16 protein-coding genes are annotated in these 15218 nt (G+C 66.3%); 15 read left to right on the top strand and 1 reads right to left on the bottom strand.

Features of this window, described 5'->3' with window-relative positions; all coding sequences use genetic code 11:
- Nucleotides 1–52 precede the first annotated feature (52 nt).
- From XH93_RS35640 to XH93_RS35575, 14 genes are all read left to right on the top strand, one after another.
- A complete protein-coding gene (locus XH93_RS35640; protein WP_194471057.1) occupies nucleotides 53–523 on the top strand; it encodes a DUF992 domain-containing protein in 471 nt (156 codons plus the stop codon).
- A gap of 102 nt (nucleotides 524–625) precedes the next feature.
- The gene (locus tag XH93_RS35635; protein WP_194471056.1) at nucleotides 626–1528 is read left to right on the top strand and encodes a DnaJ C-terminal domain-containing protein; all 903 of its coding nucleotides are present in this window, start codon (nucleotides 626–628) and stop codon (nucleotides 1526–1528) included.
- Complete coding sequence (locus tag XH93_RS35630; protein ID WP_139482170.1) at nucleotides 1525–1797, top strand: chaperone modulator CbpM; 273 nt, start codon at nucleotides 1525–1527, stop codon at nucleotides 1795–1797. Before XH93_RS35635 ends, XH93_RS35630 begins: the two co-directional genes overlap by 4 nt.
- Before the next feature lie 49 nt (nucleotides 1798–1846).
- The gene (locus tag XH93_RS35625) at nucleotides 1847–2080 is read left to right on the top strand and encodes a hypothetical protein (protein WP_139482169.1); all 234 of its coding nucleotides are present in this window, start codon (nucleotides 1847–1849) and stop codon (nucleotides 2078–2080) included.
- On the top strand, nucleotides 2061–2600 hold the full coding sequence (locus XH93_RS35620) for a thioesterase family protein (RefSeq protein ID WP_246799380.1): 540 nt from the start codon (nucleotides 2061–2063) through the stop codon (nucleotides 2598–2600). The genes XH93_RS35625 and XH93_RS35620 overlap by 20 nt, the downstream gene beginning before the upstream one ends.
- Before the next feature lie 108 nt (nucleotides 2601–2708).
- Nucleotides 2709–3374, top strand: a complete 666-nt coding sequence (locus tag XH93_RS35615; protein WP_194471055.1) for an HAD family hydrolase — start codon at nucleotides 2709–2711, stop codon at nucleotides 3372–3374.
- 12 nt (nucleotides 3375–3386) lie between these two features.
- Nucleotides 3387–4337 carry a sugar-binding transcriptional regulator gene (locus XH93_RS35610; RefSeq protein WP_139482167.1) on the top strand — a complete coding sequence of 317 codons (951 nt, stop codon included), beginning with the start codon at nucleotides 3387–3389 and terminating at the stop codon, nucleotides 4335–4337.
- Between the two features lie 591 nt (nucleotides 4338–4928).
- On the top strand, nucleotides 4929–6242 hold the full coding sequence (locus XH93_RS35605) for a sugar ABC transporter substrate-binding protein (RefSeq protein ID WP_139482166.1): 1314 nt from the start codon (nucleotides 4929–4931) through the stop codon (nucleotides 6240–6242).
- A gap of 190 nt (nucleotides 6243–6432) precedes the next feature.
- Nucleotides 6433–7305: a carbohydrate ABC transporter permease gene (locus tag XH93_RS35600; RefSeq protein WP_194471054.1), complete on the top strand. Its 873-nt coding sequence runs from the start codon at nucleotides 6433–6435 to the stop codon at nucleotides 7303–7305.
- A gap of 4 nt (nucleotides 7306–7309) precedes the next feature.
- Nucleotides 7310–8140 carry a carbohydrate ABC transporter permease gene (locus XH93_RS35595; protein ID WP_194471053.1) on the top strand — a complete coding sequence of 277 codons (831 nt, stop codon included), beginning with the start codon at nucleotides 7310–7312 and terminating at the stop codon, nucleotides 8138–8140.
- A 15-nt stretch (nucleotides 8141–8155) separates the two neighbouring features.
- Entirely contained in the window at nucleotides 8156–9163 is a 1008-nt protein-coding gene (locus tag XH93_RS35590) for an ABC transporter ATP-binding protein (RefSeq protein WP_194471052.1), read from the top strand.
- A 127-nt stretch (nucleotides 9164–9290) separates the two neighbouring features.
- Nucleotides 9291–10064 (top strand): SDR family NAD(P)-dependent oxidoreductase, encoded by a 774-nt coding sequence (locus tag XH93_RS35585; RefSeq protein WP_139482162.1) that lies wholly within the window; start codon nucleotides 9291–9293, stop codon nucleotides 10062–10064.
- Between the two features lie 28 nt (nucleotides 10065–10092).
- Complete coding sequence (locus tag XH93_RS35580) at nucleotides 10093–11748, top strand: FGGY-family carbohydrate kinase (protein ID WP_194471051.1); 1656 nt, start codon at nucleotides 10093–10095, stop codon at nucleotides 11746–11748.
- 12 nt (nucleotides 11749–11760) lie between these two features.
- A complete protein-coding gene (locus tag XH93_RS35575; RefSeq protein ID WP_194471050.1) occupies nucleotides 11761–12699 on the top strand; it encodes a carbohydrate kinase in 939 nt (312 codons plus the stop codon).
- Between the two features lie 24 nt (nucleotides 12700–12723).
- On the opposite strand, the gene XH93_RS35570 is transcribed toward XH93_RS35575, so the two are convergent.
- Nucleotides 12724–13611, bottom strand: coding sequence for a LysR family transcriptional regulator (locus XH93_RS35570; RefSeq protein ID WP_194475449.1), 888 nt, complete (start codon nucleotides 13609–13611; stop codon nucleotides 12724–12726).
- A gap of 121 nt (nucleotides 13612–13732) precedes the next feature.
- Here XH93_RS35570 and XH93_RS35565 point away from each other — a divergent pair, with 121 nt between their 5' ends.
- A complete protein-coding gene (locus tag XH93_RS35565) occupies nucleotides 13733–15157 on the top strand; it encodes an amidase (RefSeq protein WP_194471049.1) in 1425 nt (474 codons plus the stop codon).
- The last annotated feature ends 61 nt before the right edge of the window (nucleotides 15158–15218 follow it).

Below are 15218 nucleotides of genomic sequence, written 5' to 3'. Positions count from 1 at the left end.
CGCGTAAGGCTTGCGCAGGATTTTGCGAGCAGCCCGAGCGGAGGGTGCCGTCATGGACAGGTTGATCGGATCGGCTGTTGCCGTTGCCCTGGTCCTGGCTGCGCCGTTCGGCGCCGGCCTCGCGCAGCAGACCGGGCCGGTTCAGGTCGGAACGCTGACGTGCCGCGGCGGCGCCGGGAGCGGATTCATCCTGGGATCAGTGACCAATCTGGCGTGCGTGCTGCATGTCGCCGGCAAGCCGGATGACCGCTATCTCGCCGCCATCCAGAACTTCGCCGTCAACTTCGGCATCAACATCGGCGAAGCGGAAATCGCGCTGAGCTGGGACGTGATCGCACCGACGCCGTGGCTGACGCCCGGCCGGCTTGCCGGCACCTACGGCGCGGCGGCCGCGTCCGACGGGCGCAACCTCACCGGCGGCGTCAACGGTGTGATGGCGCTGCGGCCATCGCGTCAGCAGGACGAGGTCAGCCGTCGCATCGCCGAGAAGCTCGGTAGCCTCGAGCTGCGCTACGACGGATAATCGGATTTCTGCAAGCTTGGAGGCGGTGCGAGCGGTCTTGCAAATCGCCTGCTTTTGAGCCCTCATGATCTCGGGCGCATTCTCGATGTTGCGGAGCAGATCGTGAGAAATCCGTACGAAGTGCTTGGCGTGGCCCCGGCGGCGACTGCGGCCGATATCCAGAAGGCCTATCGCAAGCTGGCCAAGAAGCTGCATCCGGATCTCAATCCCGGCGACAAGGCCGCCGAGGAGAAGTTCAAGGAAGTCTCCGCGGCCTATGGTCTGCTCAGCGACGCCGACAAGCGCAAGCGCTTCGACGCCGGCGAGATCGACGAGAGCGGCGCCGAGCGGCCGCAGCATCGCTACTACCGGGATTTTGCCACCGCGGATGAAGGCCATCCTTATGCCGATGCATCCGGCTATGCCGATTACATGGATTCCGACGACGCCTTCGCCGAGCTGCTGCGGCGAAGCGAGCAGGCGCGCGCCAACCGGCGCGGCCGCGATCTGCACTACAGCCTGACGATCGATTTCGCCGAGTCGATCACCGGTGCGGCCAAGCGCCTGACCTTGCCGGACGGCGGCACGCTCGACGTCACGATTCCGCCGGGCCTGGTCGACGGGCAGGTGCTGCGCCTGCGCGGCAAGGGTGCGCCGGGCACCGGCAAGGGCGGCCCCGGTGATGCGCTGATCGAGGTTGCGGTCCGGCCCGATCCCCGCTTCACCCGCGAGGGCGACGACATCTCGCTGGAATTGCCGATCTCGCTGTCCGAGGCCGTGCTCGGTGGCAAGGTTCGCGTGCCGACGCCGACCGGCGACGTCACCATGACGGTGCCGAAGGGATCCAACACCGGCACGACGATGCGGCTGCGCGGCAAGGGCGCGCCGCATGTCGGCGGCGGCCATGGCGATGAGTTCGTCAAGCTCAAGGTGGTCCTGCCGAAAGGACCCGATCCCGCGCTGGAAGCGTTCGTGGCGGGCTGGGATCGCAAGGCATTCAATCCGCGGGAGGATGGCGCATCATGAACAGACATCAGTTCCTCACCCACGCGGGTCTCGAAGTGCAGACCCTGGAGTTCTGGATCGAGCAGCAGTGGCTGGTTCCGGATCAGTCCACGGACGAAATGACGTTCTCCGACACCGATGTGGCACGCGCCCATCTGATCCAGGATCTGAAGGGCGATTTCGGGGTCAACGACGAGGGCATCGACGTCATCCTCCATCTCGTCGATCAACTGCACGGCCTGCGCAAGGCGTTTGCGCAGCTGCACGACGACCTCGCGCGACGGCCTTAGGTGCCCGCGCGGGCCGGCACGTGACGGAACCAACGATCCGGAGACGATCATGAGCGAAAAGCTGACGCCGCTTGCACACGGCCAAATCGACGTTCTCATCCTGCAGGCTTTGGTCCGCAAGCTCATTGCGAAAGGCGTGCTCACGCCGGACGACGTTCGCGCCATGCTGCTCGAAGCCGCGCGGAATCTCGATCTGGTCGGCAGCGAGCTGACGCCGGAGGCGGCCGGCGTCATCGTGCAGGAAGACCTGGCGCCCGCGTTCCTTGGCGCCGACCGGGCATGATCCGGAAAAATGCGAAACGGTTTTTCGAAAGATCAGGCTCAAACTGAAGAGCAAAGGCGCGATGACGGTTCAATCCGATCTCATCGCGCAGGCGACATGGAGGCAAAACATGCGTGCGATACCCCCGGGAGCGAAGGGAAGCTTTGCGCTCGTCGTCGCGCCCGAGCACCTGGCGAGCCGGTTTAAGGATGCGATCCTGCCGCCGGTGCTGGCGACACCGATCATGGTCCTGGTCATGGAGAACGCCGCGCTCAACGCCATTCGTGACTATCTGGAGCCCGGCGAGAGCGCCCTCGGCACCGTGGTCGACGTGCGCCACCTCGCGGCAACGCCAGTCGGCCAGCGCGTCACCGCGGAGGCGGAGGTGACGCATGTCGAGGGCCGGCGGATCGTCTTCGCGGTGACCGCGCGCGACGAGGTCGAGGAGATCGGCAGGGGTACGCACGAGCGGACGGTGATCGATCTGCGCCGTCTCACGCAGCGCCTCGATGCCAAGGCCGGTCGGCAACGGAGGGATTGAAATCGCCGGTGAGATGTCGCGCCCCGCACGGCCGGTCGCGGGTTGCGTGCGGGGCGGTCACAAATTGTGATCTATTGCTCACGCGCTGAGCATATGATCTCATAGGGGATGGACCTCCGGCTTCCCGAGACCGACCTCGTCATCTTCGACTGCGACGGCGTCCTCGTCGACAGCGAGGAGTTGAGCTGCCGCTGCCTGTCCGAGGCGCTGGGCCGGGCCGGCATCGAAATGAGCACCGCGCAGGCGCTCAAACTCTTCCTCGGCCGCAGCACGGCGGCCGTGACCGAGCATTGCCGCGCGGCCGGCCAGCCCTTGCCGGAAAGCTTCCTGGCTGAACTGGCGCTCGCGGTGCGCGAGACCTTTCGCGCGCAGCTCAAGCCGATCGCCGGCGTCGCGGCGGTGCTGGCGGAGTTGCGGCTGCCGCATTGCGTCGCATCGTCGAGCGACCTCGAGCGTGTCAGGTTTTCGCTGGAGCTGACGGGACTTGCGCCGTATTTCGGCGAGCGGCTCTACACCTCCCAGATGGTGCAACACGGCAAGCCGGCGCCGGATTTGTTTCTCTATGCCGCGCGCGAGATGGCAGCGTCGCCACCGCGGACGCTGGTGATCGAGGACAGCGCCAGCGGGGTGATGGCGGCGAGGGCGGCGGGCATGAAAGTGTGGGGATTTGTCGGCGGTGCCCACCACCGCGGGCGGGAAGGCGATAGTCTGCTGCGCGACGCGGGGGCGGATCGAATCTTCGCGGCGATGACCGATTTCTGGACGGAAGGCTGACGGACGACGATGGTGGCGCCTGACAACGAAAAGTCCCGCCTCGACGATGCGGCGCGCGCCGGCTGGCTCTATTTCATCGCCGGCCACACCCAGGATGAAATCGCAAAGATGCTGCAGGTGTCGCGCGCTTCGGCGCAGCGCCTGGTGTCGCTGTGCCTCGCGGAGCGGCTGATCACGTTTCGCCTGGAGCATCCGATTGCGGCCTGCATGGAACTGGCGTCGCGGCTGAAGGAGCGGTTCGAGCTGGTGCATTGTGAGGTGGTTCCGAGCGATCCGGCGGCGCCGCTCTCGACCGCGGGAATCGCCGAGCGCAGCGCCAATTTGCTGGAGATGACGCTGCGCTCGGAGACGCCGGTCATCGTGGCGCTCGGCACCGGCCGCGCGGTGCGCGCCGCGGTCGAGCGCGTCTCGCCGATCGAGCGGCCGGATCACCAAATCGTCTCGCTGGTCGGCAACATCTCCGCCGATGGCTCGGCGAGCTTCTACGACACGGTAGGGCGGCTCGCCGACCGCACCGGCGCGCGGCACTACCCGATGCCGCTGCCGTTCCTGATGTCGAGCGAGGACGAGCGCAACCGCATGGTCCGCATCGATCCGATCGCGCGGGTGAGGGCGGTCGCCGCCAAGGCCGATCTCCGGCTGATCGGCATCGGCCAGATGGATCAGAAGGCCCAGGTCCATGTCGACGGTTTTGTCACCCGCGAGGAGCTGCTGGAGATGATGCGGCTCGGCGCGATCGGCGAGGTGACGGGCTGGGCCTATGACGCCAAGGGACGGCTGATCAAGGGCGGCACCAACAAGCGCCTGACCAGCATCCCGCCGCAGATCCCGGCAGTATCGACTACGATCGCCGCCGCCGTCGGCGCCGGCAAAGTGCCGGCGATCAAGGCCGCGCTGGCAGGGCGCGTGGTCAACGGCCTCATCACCGACGAGGCCACCGCACGCGCCGTGCTCGAGCGGTAGCGGGCTTCACCTCTCCCCGCTCTTCTGCGGGGAGAGGTCGGATCGCATCAAAGATGCGATCCGGGTGAGGGGCCAGGCACGCTGCCCGACAAATCCCAAAGTGCTCGCCGGATGGAGGCCCCTCACCCCAACCCTCTCCCCGCAAGAGCGGGGCGAGGGAGCGCACTGCCGTTGCGGCCGCGCGCGCCGTGCTCGAACGATAGCTTTTTGCAGCGAGCCGTGCGCTCGCCTCCACCTCTCCCCGCTCTTCTGCGGGGAGAGGTCGGATCGCATCGCAGATGCGATCCGGGTGAGGGGCCAGGCACGCTGCTCAACAGACCCAAAGTGCTCGCCGGATAGAGGCCCCTCACCCCAACCCTCTCCCCGCAAGAGCGGGGCGAGGGAGCGCAGTCCCGTTGCGGCCGCACTGCGTTTTCATTTTGCCGGACGCAGCAGCGCCTCTTTCGCTCCCGCAACATCTCCCCTCCAGCGTGTACCGGAACCCACAATCGCGCGTGGCGGGGCGTTCGCGCGCTTGACAAAATTTGACGACAGGTTGAACATACGCTCAACACGTGGGCATATGCTCAACGTGACAGATGGGAGGTCACCTTGAAAAACGTCCTTTGCGCCGTTGCGGGCGCGGCTGCCCTTTTGATCTCTGCCCCCTCGATCGCCCAGACCACGCTGACGGTGGCGACCGTCAACAATGGCGACATGATCCGCATGCAGGGGCTCACCAGCGAATTCACCGCCAAAAACCCCGACATCACCGTGAAATGGGTGACGCTCGAGGAGAACGTGCTGCGCCAGCGCGTCACCACCGACATCGCCACCAAGGGCGGCCAGTTCGACGTGCTGACCATCGGCACCTATGAGGTGCCGATCTGGGCCAAGAAGAGCTGGCTGGTGCCGCTCGACAAGCTCGGCGCCGACTATGACGTCGGCGACCTCTTGCCGAAGATCAAGGACGCCGTCTCGGTCGACGGCAAGCTCTATGCCGCGCCGTTCTACGGCGAGAGCTCGATGGTGATGTACCGCACCGATTTGTTCGACAAGGCCGGTCTGAAGATGCCGGACAGCCCGACCTGGGATTTCGTGGTCGATGCCGCCAAGAAGCTGACCGACAAGTCGGGCGGCGTCTACGGCATCTGCCTGCGCGGCAAGGCCGGCTGGGGCGAGAACATGGCGTTCCTGACCGCGATGGCCAATTCGTTCGGCGCGCGCTGGTTCGACGAGAAGTGGGAGCCGCAGTTCAACTCGCCGGAATGGAAGAAGACGCTCACCACCTATGTCGACCTGATGAAGCAGGCCGGGCCTCCCGGCGCCAGCTCGAACGGCTTCAATGAAAACCTTGCGCTGTTCAACGCCGGCAAATGCGCGATGTGGATCGACGCCACGGTGGCGGCGTCGTTCGTGACCAATCCGAAGGACTCCAGGGTCGCCGACAAGGTCGGCTTCGCGCTGGCGCCGAACACCGGGCTCGGCAAGAACGCCAACTGGCTGTGGGCGTGGAGTCTTGCGGTCCCCGCTGGCTCGAAGAAGGTCGACGCGGCCGAGAAGTTCATCGCCTGGGCGACCAGCAAGGACTACTCCAAGCTCGTCGCTGACAAGGAGGGTTGGGCCGCAGCACCTCCCGGAACGCGCATGTCGCTCTACAAGAACCCCGACTATCTGAAGGCGGCTCCGTTCGCCAAGATGACGCTGGCCTCGATCGACGCGGCCGATCCGAACAAGCCGACGGTGAAGCCGGTGCCTTACGTCGGCGTGCAATACGCCGCGATCCCTGAATTCCAGGGCATCGGCACCTCGGTCGGCCAGCAGTTCTCGGCGGCGCTGTCCGGCTCGACCACGGTCGATGCCGCGCTCGCGGCGGCGCAGTCCTCGACCGAGCGGGAAATGAAGCGCGCGGGTTACCTCAAATAGCCTGTACGAGAGCCGGGGCGCGCAAAAAGCGTCCCGGTTTGCGAACCAGCTCAATCCTCCCGGGCTGGGCCACTGGCGGCCATCCCTCCCGCAACGGGATGGTCGCCCCTTTCGTTCTTTGATTGACGCGTTTTCTTCACGCGAACCGGCGTCCATTTCGCTGGAAAACGCTTTGGGAAAGGAGGCGAGGATGGCGACCCAGCAGACCCAACTGCTCGCGCGGACACTGCTCACGCCCGCCGTGGCGCTGCTGTTCATCTGGATGATCGTGCCGCTCGCGCTCACGATCTACTTTGCGACGTTGCATTACAATCTGCTGGATCCCGGCTCCGAATCCTTCGTCGGCCTGGAGAATTTTCGCTACTTCCTGACCGATCCGGCGTTCCTCGCCTCGCTGCAAAATACTCTGGTGCTGGTCGGCTCGGTACTCGCGATCACGATCGTGCTCGGCGTGCCGCTGGCGCTGTTGCTCGACCAGCAGGTGGTCGGGCTCTCGATCGTCCGGTTGATGGTGATCGCGCCGTTCTTCGTGATGCCGACGGTGAGCGCGCTGGTCTGGAAGAATCTCTTGATGCATCCGGTGTCGGGCCTGTTCGCCTGGATCGCGCATCTGTTCGGGATGCCGGCGATCGACTGGTTCAACGATGCGCCGCTGTTCTCGGTGATTCTGATCATCTCCTGGCAGTGGCTGCCGTTCGCCACCCTGATCCTGCTCACCGCGCTGCAATCGCTCGACGAGGAGCAGAAGGAGGCCGCCGAGATGGACGGCGCCAGCGCGATCTCGACCTTCATCTACATCACGCTGCCGCATCTGGCGCGCCCGATCACGGTGGTGATCCTGATCGAGACCATCTTTCTCCTGACGGTGTTCGCCGAGATTTTCGTCACCACCGGCGGCGGGCCCGGCCTGCAGACCACCAACATCGCCTTCCTGATCTATTCGCAGGCGCTGATCCAGTATGACGTCGGCAGCGCCTCGGCGGGCGGCCTGGTCGCGGTGGTGCTCGCCAACATCGTCGCCTTCTTCCTCGTTCGCATCGTCGGCCGGAATCTGGAGGCGTAACGTCATGGCGCGCATGGTCACGACACAGAACAAGGTGATCTCGACGGCAGCGGCCTGGCTGGTCGGCTTCCTGATCTTCTTCCCGATCCTCTGGATGGTGCTGGCGAGCTTCAAGACCGAGCTGGAAGCGTTTGCGATCCCGCCCTCGTTCCTGTTCTTCCACTGGACCACGGAGAACTACACCACCGTGCAGGAGCGCAGCGACTATCTGCATCACGCGCTCAATTCGATTATCATCGCCGGCGGCTCGACGCTGATCGCGATGCTGATCGCAATTCCCGCGGCGTGGTCGATGGCGTTCTCGCCCACCAAGCGGACCAAAGACGTCCTGCTCTGGATGCTCTCCACCAAGATGATGCCGCCGGTCGGCGTGCTGGTGCCGATCTATCTGATCTTCCGCAATGTCGGCCTGCTCGACACCCGCTCCGGCCTGATCTTCATCCTCTGCCTCGGCAATCTGCCGATCGTGATCTGGATGCTGTTCACCTACTTCAAGGAGATCCCGAAGGACATTCTGGAAGCGGCGCGGATGGACGGCGCCACGATCGGGCGCGAATTGATCTACGTGCTGACGCCGATGGCCGTGCCGGGGCTGGCCTCGACCCTGCTGCTCAATCTGATCCTGGCGTGGAACGAGGCGTTCTGGACGCTCAATCTCTCGACGCTGGAGGCCGCGCCGCTCACCGTGTTCATCGCATCCTATTCCAGCCCGGAAGGTCTGTTCTGGGCGAAATTGTCGGCGGCGTCGACGCTCGCGATCGCGCCCATTCTCGTGCTCGGCTGGTTCAGTCAGCGGCAGCTCGTCCGCGGCCTGACCTTCGGCGCGGTCAAGTAGCAGAAAGGCTTTTCCATGGGTCAGATTACGCTGCAGGGTGTGCAAAAATCGTTCGGGCCGGTCCACATCATCAAGGGCGCCGACCTCGATATCGCCGACGGCTCGTTCGTCGTGTTCGTAGGCCCCTCCGGCTGCGGCAAGACCACGCTCTTGCGGCTGATCGCGGGGCTCGAGGACGTCACCGGCGGCGCGATTTTGATCGATGGCCGCAACGTGGTCGACGTGCCGCCGGCCAAGCGCGGGCTGTCGATGGTGTTCCAGTCCTACGCGCTCTATCCGCATATGAGCGTGCGCGGCAACATCGCGTTCGGGCTGAAGATGGCCGGCGTCGCCAAGGATGAGATCAACCGCAAGGTCGAGGCCGCCGCGGCCACCCTCAACCTGACGCCTTATCTCGACCGCAAGCCGCGCGAGCTTTCCGGCGGCCAGCGTCAGCGCGTCGCGATCGGCCGCGCCATCGTGCGGGAGCCGAAGGCCTTCCTGTTCGACGAGCCGCTGTCCAACCTCGACGCCGCGCTGCGGGTGCAGATGCGGCTCGAGGTGACACGGCTGCAGAAGCAGCTCGGCACCACCGCGATCTACGTCACCCACGACCAGGTCGAGGCCATGACCATGGCCGACAAGATCGTGGTGCTGAACGCCGGCAAGATCGAGCAATACGGCTCGCCGCTCGAGCTCTATGAGAAGCCGGCGAACCTGTTCGTCGCCGGCTTCATCGGCTCGCCGAAGATGAATTTCGTCACCGGCGAGCCGGCGAAGCAGCAGGGTGCCGCCACCATCGGGGTGCGGCCGGAGCATCTCAAGGTCGAGCGCGACGGACATGGCGGCTGGCAGGGTACGGTCGCGGTCGCCGAGCATCTCGGCAGCGACACCTTCCTCTATGTCGATGCCGGGCCGCAGGGAACGCTGACCGCGCGCTATGTCGGCGAGCTCGGCCTCAGCGCGGGCGACAAGGTGTCGCTGATCCCGGATCCGGCGCGCATCCACCGGTTCGACGACAGCGGCAAGTCGATCCACGCTTAGAGCATCATCCAGAAAAGTGTGAAGCGGTTTTCCGAACAGATCATGCTCAAGCAACAAGCCAATTGATCTCGCTTAGGCCGGGGCGAAGCGCCCGCTCATCACGGGCATCAGGCAAAGGAAGAAGAAAATGTACCTCGAAAAATTCAAGCTCGGCGGCAAGACCGCCATCATCACCGGCGCCGGTCAGGGCATCGGTCTCGCCTGCGCCGAAGCGCTGGCGGAAGCCGGCGCAAAGGTCATCATCGGCGATCGCGACGCCAAGGTCGCTGACGACGCCAAAGCGGCGCTGAAGGCCAAGGGTTTTGATGCCGATATCGCGCTGATGGACGTGACGGATTCCAAGCGCGTCGCCGCCGTCGCCGACGAGCTGGTCGGCAAGTACGGCAAGGTCGATATTCTGGTCAACAATGCCGGCATCGCCCGCAGCGAGACCCCGGCCGAGACCGTGACCGACGAGCACTGGCTCAACGTCATCGACGTCAATCTGAACGGCACCTTCTGGTGCTGCCGCGCCTTCGGCAACCACATGCTGAAGGCGAAGTCGGGCACCATCGTCAATGTCGGCTCGATGTCCGGCTTCATCGTCAACAAGCCGCAGGAGCAATGCTTTTACAACGCCTCCAAGGCCGCAGTGCACCATCTGACCAAATCGCTCGCCGCCGAATGGGCGACGCGCGGGGTGCGCGTCAACGCGGTGGCGCCGACCTATATCGAGACGCCGTTGAACGCCTTTGTGAAGAACAGCCCAAGAATGTATGACGCCTGGATCGGCGGAACCCCGATGGCGCGGATGGGCCAGGTCGACGAAATCGCCTCCGTCGTGCTGTTCCTGGCCTCCGAGGCGGCGAGCCTGATGACCGGCAGCATCGTTTTGGTCGATGGCGGCTACACTTGCTGGTAGGCTTGGCGCCGTAAATCACGGAGCGGCTATGCGGCAAGCCTATATCGGGGTGGACGTCGGAAGCACCAGCGCGCGCGCGGGCGTGTTCGACGAGACTGGGAAACTGCTGGGTGCGGCGAAGCATCCGATCCGGGTCTGGCACGAGCCCGGCGATATCGTCGAGCAGTCCTCCGACGATATCTGGGCGGCCTGCGTTGCGTCGGTGCGCAGCGCGATGCGCGAGGCCGCGGTCGCAGCCGAGCACGTCAAGGGCATCGGCTTCGACGCGACCTGCTCCCTCGTCGTGCTCGATCCGGCCGGGCGGCCGCTGACCGTCAGCCCGTCCGGCGATCCCGCGCGCAACGTGGTGGTCTGGATGGACCACCGCGCGATGGAGGAGACCGAGTTCGTCAACGCCACCGGCGACCGCGTGCTGCGCTATGTCGGCGGCGCCATCTCGCCGGAGATGGAGATCCCGAAGATTCTCTGGCTGAAGCGGCATCTGCCGGCGACCTTCGACGCCGCGGGGCATTTCTTCGACCTCGCCGATTATCTCTCGTTCCGTGCCACCGGCTCGCTGGCGCGCTCGACCTGCACGGTGACCTGCAAATGGACTTACGTGGCGGGCGAGGGCGGCTGGAGCGAGCCGTTCCTCAGGCGGGTCGGGCTCGAGGCTTTGGCGGCGGACCGTTTTGCCCGGATCGGCACCGAGATCGTGCCGCCCGGTTCGCCGCTCGGCCGCGGGCTGTCGGAAGCCGCCGCGCGCGACCTCGGCCTGCTGCCGGGCACCGCGGTCGGCGCCTCGCTGATCGATGCGCATGCCGGCGGCGTCGGCGCGATCGGCGGCCGCGACGGCTCCGGCACCGAGGTCGATGTCTGCAAGCGGCTCGCCTACATCATGGGAACGTCGGCCTGTATCATGGCGACGACTGTCGAGCCCTGTTTCGTGCCCGGCGTCTGGGGGCCGTATTTCGAAGGCATGGTGCCTGGCTTCTGGCTCAACGAGGGCGGCCAGTCCGCGGCCGGCGCCGCGGTCGATCATTTGCTGCGCTCGCACCCGGCGCATGCCGAGGTTTTGGCCGCTGCGAAGAACGACGGCGTCGATGTCATCGAATTCCTCGAGAAGCGCATTCTCGCGCGCGCCGGCAATGCCGGCGCCGCCGCGCTGCTGGCGCGCAACGTTCATGTGCTGCCGGAATTCCTCGGCAACCGCTCGCCCTATGCCGATCCGGGCTCGCGCGCCGTGATCGCGGGGCTCGATCTCGACACCGACGTGTCGGCGCTGGAGCGGCTGTTCGTCGCCGGGCTGTGCGGACTGGCCTACGGCCTCGCCGACGTGATCGATGCGCTGCACGCCCACGGCGCCTGCGGCGAGACCATCGTGATCGGCGGCGGCGCCAGCCGCAGCCCGCTGGTCCGCCAGATCATGGCCGACACCACCGGCTATACCGTGGCGCTGCCGCAGACCCAGGAGCCGGTGCTGCTCGGCGCCGCGATGCTGGGTGCGGTCGCCAGCGGCGCGCACGACTCGATCAACGCGGCGATGGCCGGCATGTCGGCGCTCGGCCGGCTGAGCGAGCCGACCAGGCCCGAGCTTGCCGATTTCCACCGCAAGAAGCGCGGCGTGCACAAGATGCTGCGCGACCTCGATCGCAACACGCGCGAGGCCATGAAGCGCGCGCCGGGCGAAGCACCGTCGAGCTAGGACATTTGCAAAATGCTGCTCAGTTGCGGAGATGCACTGATCGATTTCCTGCCGTCGAAGACGGCGGACGGGCGCGAGGCGCTGACGCCGGCGGTCGGCGGCTCCTGCCTCAACATCGCGGTCGGCATCGCGCGGCTCGATGTTGCCACCGGCTTTGTCGGCGGCATCTCGACCGATACGTTCGGGAAGATGATCGCCGATCATGCGGCAAGCTCGGGCGTCGATCTCGGCCGCGCGACCCGCAGCGATCACCAGGCGACGCTGGCATTCGCGCGCGTCACCGGCACCGAGACGCAATACGCCTTCTACGACGCCGACACCGCATCGCGGAACTGGACCTATCGGCGCGATGCGATTGGACTCGCGGACGTCGAATGCATCCACACCGGCTCGACCACGCTGGTCCATGACAAGGGCGCGTCGGAGACCCTGGCCTTGATCGAGGATGCGCGGCCAAGCGTGACGATCGCGCTCGATCCGAACTGCCGGCCGAACCTGGTTGCGGACAAGGACGCCTATCGCGCGCGCATGCTGGCATTCTGCGGCAAAGCGGACATCGTCAAAATGTCCGACGTCGATTTCGCCTATCTGTTCGGCGACGAGGCCTATGCCGACAGGGCTTTCAAACTGCTGGCGGGAGGCTGCTCCCTCGTCGTCATCACCCGCGGCAACAACGGCGCCTGCGCCTGGCATCGCCAGGCCGGACCGATTGAGGTCGCCTCGCCGGTGGTCAAAGTGGTCGACACCATCGGTGCCGGTGACAGCTTTCAGGCCGCGCTGCTGGCGGCGCTGCACCGGCTGGACCGGATCGCGCGGCAACGCCTGCGCGACATCTCCGCTGCCGAGCTCGACCGCGCGCTGGCCTTTGCCTGCAAATGCGCCGCCTTCACCTGCACCCGCGCCGGCGCCGATCCGCCGCGCAGCCGCGAGCTGCCCGCCGGCACCTGGTAGGAAGGCGACGGCCGATATCCCGGGTCACAGCCGCGCGACCACCTTCTCGGCGCTCTTGACGAAATTCCGGATCAGCGGACTCGAAGAATCCCGCCGCCAGCAAGCGGCGATCTCGATTGCGTCGGCGATCTCGAGGAAAGGTCTGAAGACGATACCGGGCGGTGCGCCGAGCTTTGCGCAGGCTGGCAGGATCGCAAGACCTTCGCCGGCGAGCACCAGGCTGAGCGCCGAGTGCACGGTCTCGACCCGGCTGACCACCGGCATCACCACCTGGTATCGCCGCAGCAGCGCCGCGACCGCGGAGGAGGTCGGTTCATCCTGTGGTCGCGGCAAGGCCACGAGCGGCCGTCCGTGCAATCTTTCGACCGGCACGGCGGCAAGCCGCGCCAGCGGCGAGCGGCTCGGCATCGCCAGCATCAGCGGCTGCGTGCCGATCTGCGCCACCTGGATCTCGCGGTGATGGATCGCCGGCATGCACAAAGCGACGCTGACGGCGCGATCGAGCAGCAGTGTCTCGCGCGTCGACGCGCTGAGCTCGACGAAATCGAGATCGACGCCCGGCAGCGAGCGGCGCAGTTCCGGCACCAGGCGCGGCAGCACCGCGCTGGCCAGCACGAACATGTAGCCGACCGAAAGCCGGCCGCGCTGTCCGGACGCGATCGCGCGGGCGGCCTCGATGCCTTCCTCAGCCAGCGCCAGCGCCTCGCTCGCCCGCGACATCAGGGCGAGGCCGGCCTCGGTCAAATCCATCCCGCGCGTGCCGCGGCGGAACAGCGCCGTACCCAACTCGGCCTCGAGCTTGCGGATCTGCACCGAGAGCGGCGGTTGCGCCATCCGCAGCCGCTCGGCGGCCTTGCCGACGCTGCGCTCCTCAGCCACCGCGACGAAGTAACGAAGCCGACGCAAATCCATAGGCATACCGAATTCGTATGGGTTGGCCTTCAAATTCGTATTGGACGCCGAGTTAACATGGGTGTCATTCTCGCTGTCAACGCCGTCAATGGTGAGGGCGCGCCTGGGAGACGTGGTCTCAATGAGCGGCGATTCTTGCTTCCTGCCCGCCACCGAACTGCGCGCGCGCGTCGCCCGCAAGGAGATCTCTCCGGTCGAAATCGTCAGCGCCGTGCTCGGCCGCGCCGAGCGGCTGCAGGGCAAGCTGAACTGCTTCATCACGCTGTGCGGCGAGGAGGCGATGGCGCAGGCCAAGGCTGCGGAGCGGAAAATCATGGCCGGGCAGCCGCTCGGCCTGCTGCACGGCATCCCCTTCACGGTGAAGGACATCGTCAACACCCGTGGCGTGCGGACGACGTTCGGCGCGGTGCCGTACCGGGACAATGTGCCCGATACCGACGCCGTCGCGGTGGCGCGGCTGCGCGCGCAGGGCGGCATTCTGATCGGCAAGACCACGACGCCGGAATTCGGCAGCAAATGCCTGACCGATTCGCCGCTGTTCGGCCGCACCCGCAACGCTTGGAGCGCCGAGCGTTCATCCGGCGGCTCGAGCGGCGGCGCGGCGGTGGCGGTCGCGAGCGGCATCGCGCCGCTGGCGGTCGCGACCGACGGCGGCGGCTCGACCCGAATTCCCGCCGCCTGCAACGGCGTGGTCGGGATCAAGCAGAGCAGCGGCGCGATCCCGCACAGCCAGGTGCAGGACGCCTTCGGCAACCAGACCTATGTCACGCCGACCACGCGCACCGTCGCCGACACCGCGCTGATGATGCAGGCGATGGCCGGCGAGGATCCGTCCGATCCCTGGTCGATCGGCGTGCCGGTGCCCGATTATCTCGGCGTTGCTGCGCCGCGCGGCGATCTCCGGGGCAAGCGCGTGCTGTTCTGCGTCTCGCCGCCGGGCCGCCCCGTCAGCGCCGATGTCGCTGCCTCGTTCAAGGTGAGCCTCGACCGGCTGGCAAGCTTGGGGGCCGAGCTGGAGGAGTTTTCCGGCGACGGCTTTGACATCGAGCCGATCTGGCGTGCCATCAATCACACGGTCTGGCGCACCCGCTTCGAGAAGCTCGCGGCCGATCATCCCAACGACCTCAGCGAAACCTTCCTCAAGCAGCTCGCGCTCGCCGCGAAGGTCTCTGGCGTCGACTACCAGCAGGCGATGTTCGACCGCACCGCTCTGTTCCGCCGCATCCAGGCACTGCTCGCGCGCGGCGACTTTCTGGCGATGCCGACGCTGACCCGCACCGCGCTGCCGATCGACCAGGACCTGTTCGGCACCATCGACATCGACGGCCGCAGCTTCGACAGCGTGCGGCCGCACTGGTTTCCCTGGACCATGCTGTTCAACATGACCGGGCACCCCGCGATCAGCCTGCCGGCCGGCTTTGGCCGCGACGGCCTGCCGATCGGCCTGCATCTGGTCGGCCGCTTCCGGGCCGATGCGGAACTGCTGCGCGTCTCGGCGCTGTTCGAGGCGGCCAGCGATCTGCTCGGCCGCTGGCCGGACGCATGAAGCACCGTTCGGAGGGCTTGCATTCGCCGGTCAATCCGTTGAAACGTGGTTGCAGTGACCA

Source organism: Bradyrhizobium sp. CCBAU 51753 (assembly GCF_015291565.1).
Lineage (GTDB): Bacteria > Pseudomonadota > Alphaproteobacteria > Rhizobiales > Xanthobacteraceae > Bradyrhizobium > Bradyrhizobium ivorense.
The sequence above is the reverse complement of the archived record's forward strand: the minus strand, read 5'-3'. Positions and strand labels throughout refer to the sequence as shown.